The organism is Nonomuraea longispora, from assembly GCF_004348345.1.
Lineage (GTDB): Bacteria > Actinomycetota > Actinomycetes > Streptosporangiales > Streptosporangiaceae > Nonomuraea > Nonomuraea longispora.
Window position 1 is genome coordinate 1 of record NZ_SMJZ01000323.1, and the last position, 6,083, is coordinate 6,083.

The 6,083-nt window shown below is 69.6% G+C and carries 7 protein-coding genes; 2 read left to right on the forward strand and 5 right to left on the reverse strand.

Annotation, left to right across the window (positions count from 1 at the left end; translation table 11 throughout):
• Nucleotides 1–371 precede the first annotated feature (371 nt).
• Nucleotides 372–788, forward strand: coding sequence for an SsgA family sporulation/cell division regulator (locus E1267_RS42040; RefSeq protein WP_132341648.1), 417 nt, complete (start codon nt 372–374; stop codon nt 786–788).
• Between the two features lie 67 nt (nt 789–855).
• On the opposite strand, the gene E1267_RS42045 is transcribed toward E1267_RS42040, so the two are convergent.
• Nucleotides 856–1,413: a DUF305 domain-containing protein gene (locus E1267_RS42045; protein WP_246064690.1), complete on the reverse strand. Its 558-nt coding sequence runs from the start codon at nt 1,411–1,413 to the stop codon at nt 856–858.
• 135 nt (nt 1,414–1,548) lie between these two features.
• On the opposite strand from E1267_RS42045, the gene E1267_RS42050 reads away from it, so the two are divergent.
• On the forward strand, nt 1,549–2,925 hold the full coding sequence (locus E1267_RS42050; protein WP_132341652.1) for an LVIVD repeat-containing protein: 1,377 nt from the start codon (nt 1,549–1,551) through the stop codon (nt 2,923–2,925).
• Here E1267_RS42050 and E1267_RS42055 read toward each other — a convergent pair.
• The 4 genes from E1267_RS42055 to E1267_RS42070 form a co-directional block, all read right to left on the reverse strand.
• Complete coding sequence (locus E1267_RS42055) at nt 2,919–3,443, reverse strand: hypothetical protein (protein ID WP_132341654.1); 525 nt, start codon at nt 3,441–3,443, stop codon at nt 2,919–2,921. The two genes, E1267_RS42050 and E1267_RS42055, sit on opposite strands and share 7 nt — an antisense overlap.
• A 57-nt stretch (nt 3,444–3,500) precedes the next feature.
• Nucleotides 3,501–4,388, reverse strand: a complete 888-nt coding sequence (locus tag E1267_RS42060; RefSeq protein WP_132341656.1) for a hypothetical protein — start codon at nt 4,386–4,388, stop codon at nt 3,501–3,503.
• 40 nt (nt 4,389–4,428) lie between these two features.
• Nucleotides 4,429–5,259, reverse strand: a complete 831-nt coding sequence (locus E1267_RS42065) for an aminotransferase class IV (RefSeq protein ID WP_220449931.1) — start codon at nt 5,257–5,259, stop codon at nt 4,429–4,431.
• Between the two features lies 1 nt (nt 5,260).
• A partial coding sequence (locus tag E1267_RS42070; protein WP_132341658.1) for a chorismate-binding protein occupies nt 5,261–6,083 on the reverse strand: 823 nt, incomplete at its 5' end.

Consider the following 6,083-nt stretch of genomic DNA (forward strand, 5'->3'; position numbering starts at 1 on the left):
GGGCTGGTTCGGCGCAGCGGTAGGGATTCGGGTGAAACGCGGCGGTTGCCCGTCGGCATGGCGGGTCGGTGGCATACCATCAGTCGTGTTCGGGAAGACGCCGGTCGCGATCATTTCGCAAGAAACGTTCATGACCGACGCCTGCGGATCACGGTCCACCGTACGCAAAACCCTTGCAAATACGACCCGATTGATGCCGTTTAGCCTGGTAGATGCCTAAATGTCCAGCTGTGATGTGCGTTACAGAAGGCCCTAGGAGCGGAATCTTTCCTACGGGTTTCTTCGTTCCCTGCGTCATGGCTCAGGACGAAGTCCGTCAGAGCAGTGAAAGCCCCGTAGAGGGGACCTACGACGAAAAGGTTTGGCTGACGATGAACAGCACCACCGTCTCCGCCGAGCTTGGCCTTCGGCTTGTGGTCCCCGACCGTACAACCGTCCCCCTGCTCGCCGGGTTGAGTTACACAGCCGACGACCCATACGCCATCCGCATGGCCTTCCACGTAGGGAACGACGAGCCGGTCGAGTGGATCTTTGCTCGCGAGTTGCTGACCGTGGGCATCGTGCGCCGCGTCGGCGACGGCGACGTGCAGGTGTGGCCTGCGCGCGCCGACGGCGAGCGCACGCTGCACATCAGCCTGACGTCACCGTTCGGGCAGGCGCTCTTCGAGGTGCCGCTTGCCCCGCTCACCGAGTTCCTCCACCGCACGTACGAGAAGGTGCCCGCCGGCCGCGAGACCGACTTCATGGACCTGGACAGCGAACTGACCAACATGCTCTGGCCCTCGTGACCGGAAGCCCCCCGGAGCGCCCCTCACGAACCGCGACCTGCGAACCCGAGCGTCCCCTGACACGAGGCTAGGCGGGCAGCGACTCCAGCACCCGCCTCATGCGGCCGATCTCGATGCTCTGACCCGAGTACACATCCTTGGCGAGCAGCCGCATGCGCCGGTCCCGGCCGGTCGCGAGTTGTTCTCCCGCCATCTTCACCGCCCCCTCGTGATGCCTGATCATCAGTTCGAGGAACATGCGGTCGAAGGCGGTCCCCTTGGCCGCGCTCAGCGCGTTCAGCTGCTGCTCGGTCGCCATCCCGTACCCCTCGGCCTCTCCGTGGTCGTGCCCCGACGGCGCGGAGCGGCCCAGTTCGGCGAGCCAGCTGGTCATGCCGTTGATCTCCGGGCGCTGGGCGGCGTCGATCGCGCCGGCGATCGAGCGGATGGTCGGCGTGGTCGTGCGGTCGTTCACCAGAGCGGTCATCTGCAGGGCCTGGCGGTGATGCGGAATCATGGCCTCGGCGAAACGCACGTCGGAGGCCACGGTCGGGGCGGGCGTCTGCCCGATCCGTTCCCCGGGGGTGGCCGTGCGTCCAGAGCCTCCGGGGCTGCCTGGCACGATGACCGGCGCCTCCGTACCCACGGCAGAGGGTTGGGCAGGCGGCTGCGAACAGGCGCTAAGGCCCAATATGGTCAGAAGCGTGATGAAGACCGTGCGCGGCGACGAACCTGCTGACATAGCTTCCATACTGAGCCACATCACGAAGGGGAATGCGCGTTGATCTCTGCCAAGCTGCGCGGAGCGTTGTTGTGTACGGTCCTGCTGCTGGTCTCCGCGTGCGCCGGAGTCCCGCTGGGAGGCAGGCCCGAAACGCCCGCCGGGTCGTCGCAGGAGACCAGCGCTCCGGCGAAGACGGCCGCCGACGGCGTGATGAAGAGTGACAACATCGAACACGTCGCCAATATCCCGAGAGCCGCCCCGTTAAACGGTCCTGACGACCTGAACACGGACCTCGCCTTCCAGGGCGACTTCGCGTACGTGGGCAACTTCGGCGGGTTCGCGATCTACGACATCAGCGACCCGACGAAGCCGCAGATCGTCAGCCAGGTGACCTGCCCGGCGCAGCAGAACGACGTCACCGTCTACGGAGACCTGCTCATCCTGTCGATCGACGAGCCGCGCAGCGGCCCGGAGTGCGACTCGCGCGATGACCGCCGCAGCTGGGAAGGGCTGCGCATCTTCGACATCAGCGACAAGAAGAGCCCCAGGTACGTCGGCGCGGTCCAGACCGACTGCGGCTCCCACACGCACACGATGGTCCCCGCCGGGGAGACCCTGTACGTGTACGTCTCGTCGCCGGGCCCGGAGCCCGACTCGGAGACCTGCCAGCCGCCGCACGAGCTCATCCAGATCGTGGAGGTCCCGCTCCAGGCTCCGGAGTCGGCGAGGATCGCGGCGAAGCCTGACCTGTTCCCCGAGCGTTCCAGCAGTGGGGGCGGCTCCGGCTGCCACGACATCACCGCCTACCCGGAGAAGAACGTGGCCGCGGCCGCCTGTTTCGGCGACGGCGTGATCCTCGACATCACCAACCCGGTCGAGCCGAAGGTCGCCCAGCGGCTCGACGACCCCGAGAACTTCGAGATCTGGCACTCGGCGACGTTCAACAACGACGGCTCCAAGATCGTTTTCGGTGACGAGCTGGGCGGCGGCGCGATGGCCACCTGCGACGGGAACACTCCTCCCACGAAGGGCGCGGACGCCGTCTACGACCTGGTGAACGGCCAGCTGAAGCGGCGCAGCTACTTCAAGATCCCGAGGGAGCAGCAGCCGGACGAGAACTGCGTCGCCCACAACGGGTCCCTGATCCCGGTCCCGGGCAAGGACGTCATGGTCCAGTCGTGGTACCAGGGCGGGGTGTCGGTCTGGGACTTCACCGACTCCACCAACCCCAAGGAGATCGGTTTCTTCGAACGGGGACCCGACGAGGTCGGCGGCATCGTGGGTTCGTGGTCGGCGTACTACTACAACGGCTACATCTACAGCAGCGACATGCGCCAGGGCCTGGACGTCCTGCGGATCGACCATCCGCTCACGGACCCGGCCAAGGAGATCAAGATGGACGACTTCAACGTACAGACGCAGAAGTCCTACTGAACCTCGGTGGCGCCCCAGGACGGCCAGCAGTGCTTCGACCGCGCCGCCGCGCCCGCGATGGCGGCGCCGTCGAGCCGCACGGTCTCCAGGCCGATGCCGGCCCACGGCCACTCCATGGTGAGGACGAAGTCCTCCGGCGGTGGCAGCGGATGCAGCCACAGGGGCGTCTGGTAGAGGGTGTACGCCGCGTCGCCGCGCACGCCGCCGGGAAACCAGGACAGGCTCGGCGGCGCGCAGTGGTGGTCGGTGTCGGAGGCGACTTCGACGCCGTCCGGATAGCGCAGCGTGATGTGCAGCGACGTGCTCTCCTCGCCGGAGAACGCGGAGTCGAGCTGCAGCGCCAGGCCGCGCGGCGCGGCGGCGTTGCGGGCCACGACGTCGATGTTCAGCAGGCAGCCGGTGTCGAAGGCCTGGATCATCGGCAGCAGGACGGCTAGGGCGGTGGTTCGGGCGAGCACGTGCTCCACCGTGACGATGGCACCCATGGTGGAGATCGGCGGCACCGGGGCTGTCTCCATGCCCTTCATCATCGCCGCAGGACGGGCCGGAGGCGATCCCATGGCATGCGCCTGTCGTCAGCCGGGCGCGGTGATCTCCCCTTGCCGCCAGTTCTCGTACGTCGTCGAGTAGGTGGAGGCGAGCTCGGCGTCGGACAGCCGCATCACCCAGGAGAGCACGAAGCGCCGGGGGCGGTGGTGCCGGTCCAGCTCCAGCTCCCAGGTGATCCTGGTGCCCTTCAGCTCGCTCTTCTTCCAGCCGGCCATGCCCGCGAGCTGCTCCTGGACCACGCCGGGCGCCCTCTCCGCCGGCAGGTCGCCGGAGTGGAGCGAGCCGGCCACGTTCACCCGTTCCGTGCCGCCCACCAGGTCGAGGACGACCCCGATTCCCGACATGGTGACGACCATGTCGAGGTGCTCCTGGCCGGCCCGCTCACGCCGGCCTCTGCGTTTGTCGCCGGACGGCGTCATGGTCACATCCAGCGGGGGCTCGCCCGCCGGGATGACGGTCATGGCGAACGCGCAGTTCTCCCGGCTGGAGCTCACCTCGGGGTGGAAGCGGATCCGGCCGTGCGCCTTCGCGGCGAACTCGCTCTGCGTCAGGCCGCCGTCGAAGGTGAGGTCCGCCATCGGCGTCCCCCTGATGGCGCTCCGCACCGCGGCCACGACGTCCTGCCCGTCGAGCGCCGCCGAGCCCGCGGGGGTGGTGGACGGCGTGCCACGGCCGCTCGCGTCGCGGCCGGCGGCCTGCCCACGGGACGCCGGGCCCTGGGCAGAACGCCACCACACCGCGCCTCCCGTGACGGCCACCGCACCCGCTGCCGTGCCCGCCCCGAGCAGCAGCGCCCGGCGGGACATCCCGCCCGGCCGTCCGTCCGCCGCCGCCCGCGTGTCCGAGCCGGCGCGTGCGCCGGCGGCGGGATCGGCCTCTCCTGGCTCTCCCGGGCGCTGCGGATCGACTGCCACGTCATGCCTCACACGATCAGTTGTGAGGCATGACCCTAGCTCATGGGTCGAGGTCGGCGGCAGAGCGCTCGGCGAAGACCCGCATGGCCTTGGCGGTGATGGGACCGGGCGCGACCGGCAGTTCGGTGTCGTCGACGCGCCTGATCGGCTGGACGTCGCGGGTGGTGGAGGTGAGGAAGGCCTCCTCGGCTTCGTAGAGGGCCCGCAGCGGGACGTCGGTCTCTTCCGCGCCGCACCATTCGAGCACCAGCGCCCTGGTGACGCCCGCCAGGCAGCCGGACTCCAGGGTGGGAGTGAGCAGGCGGCCGTCGCGTACGACGAAGATGTTGGAGCCGGTGCCCTCGCACAAATCGCCCACGAGGTTGCCGAAGACGGCCTCGCCGCCGCCGCGCTTCTTGGCGTGCAGCAGGGCCTTGGCGTTGTCGCCGTAGGAGGTGCTCTTGACGCCGGCCAGGGCGCCGCGCTCGTTGCGCGGCCAGGGGACGACGGCGACGTCGGCGGTGGCGGGGAACGGCTTCTGCTCGTCGACGATGACGACGGACGTGGTGCCCTGGTCCCCGCGGTCGGAGCCGAGCGGGCCCGGGCCGCTGGTGTAGGTGACGCGGATGCGGCCGAGCGGCCAGGCGGGCGCGACGGCCAGGAGCTTGCCGATGCCGTCGGCGATGGCCTCGACGTCGGGCTCGGGCAGGTCCATGCGCTGGGCCGAGAGCGTGAGCCGGTCGAGGTGCCGGGTGAGGGCGAACGACTCACCCTTGACGATCTTGATGGTCTCGAAGACGCCGTCGCCCACCATCAGCCCGTGGTCGAACACCGACACGGTGGCCTGAGCGGGGTCGATCAGCTCCCCGTTGACCCAGACAGGGATGTTCACTTCAGTCTCCTCCTGTGGATGCCAGGGCGATGAGCCTGGCTGCTTTGAGCTCGGTCTCGAGCCATTCGCGCCCGGGGTCGCTGCCCCAGGTGATGCCCGCGCCCGTGCCGAACCGGATCTCGCCGCCCGAGAGCCAGAACGTCCTGATGCCCACGGCCAGCGCCGCCGTGCGCCGGTCGGCGTCGACCCAGCCCACGGCCCCACAGTACGGCCCGCGGGGGGCTGGTTCGAGCTCATTGATGATGCGGACCGCCGACGACTTCGGCGCGCCCGTGACGGAGCCCGGCGGGAAGGTCGCGGCGAACAGCTCGGGCCAGCCGGTGCCCGGCGCCAGGCGGGCCCGTACGGTGGAGACGAGGTGGACGAGACCGGGGTGCTCCTCGACCGCGCACAACGCGGGGACCTCGACGGATCCGACGGCGGCGACCCTTCCGAGGTCGTTGCGGACGAGGTCGACGATCATGACGTTCTCGGCGTAGTCCTTCTCCAGCAGGTCGCCGGCGGTGACGCCGGTGCCCTTGATGGGCCGGGACTCGACGACGTCGCCGTCGCGGGACAGGTAGAGCTCGGGTGAGGCCGACACCACGCCCAGCCCCGGCACGCGGATCACCGCGGCGTACGGTGCGGGGTTGCCGGACGCCAGGCGGGCGGCCAGCGCGAGCGGGTCGGCGGCGGGCGGGGCGGGCGCCGACAGGATCCGGCAGAGGTTGGCCTGGTAGACCTCGCCCTGCTCGATGAGGGCGCGGATCGCCCGCACGCCGCCCTCGTAGGCGGCGCGGTCGAGCGAGCTGCGCCATTCCCCTGGTCGCGGCCCGTGCCAGGGG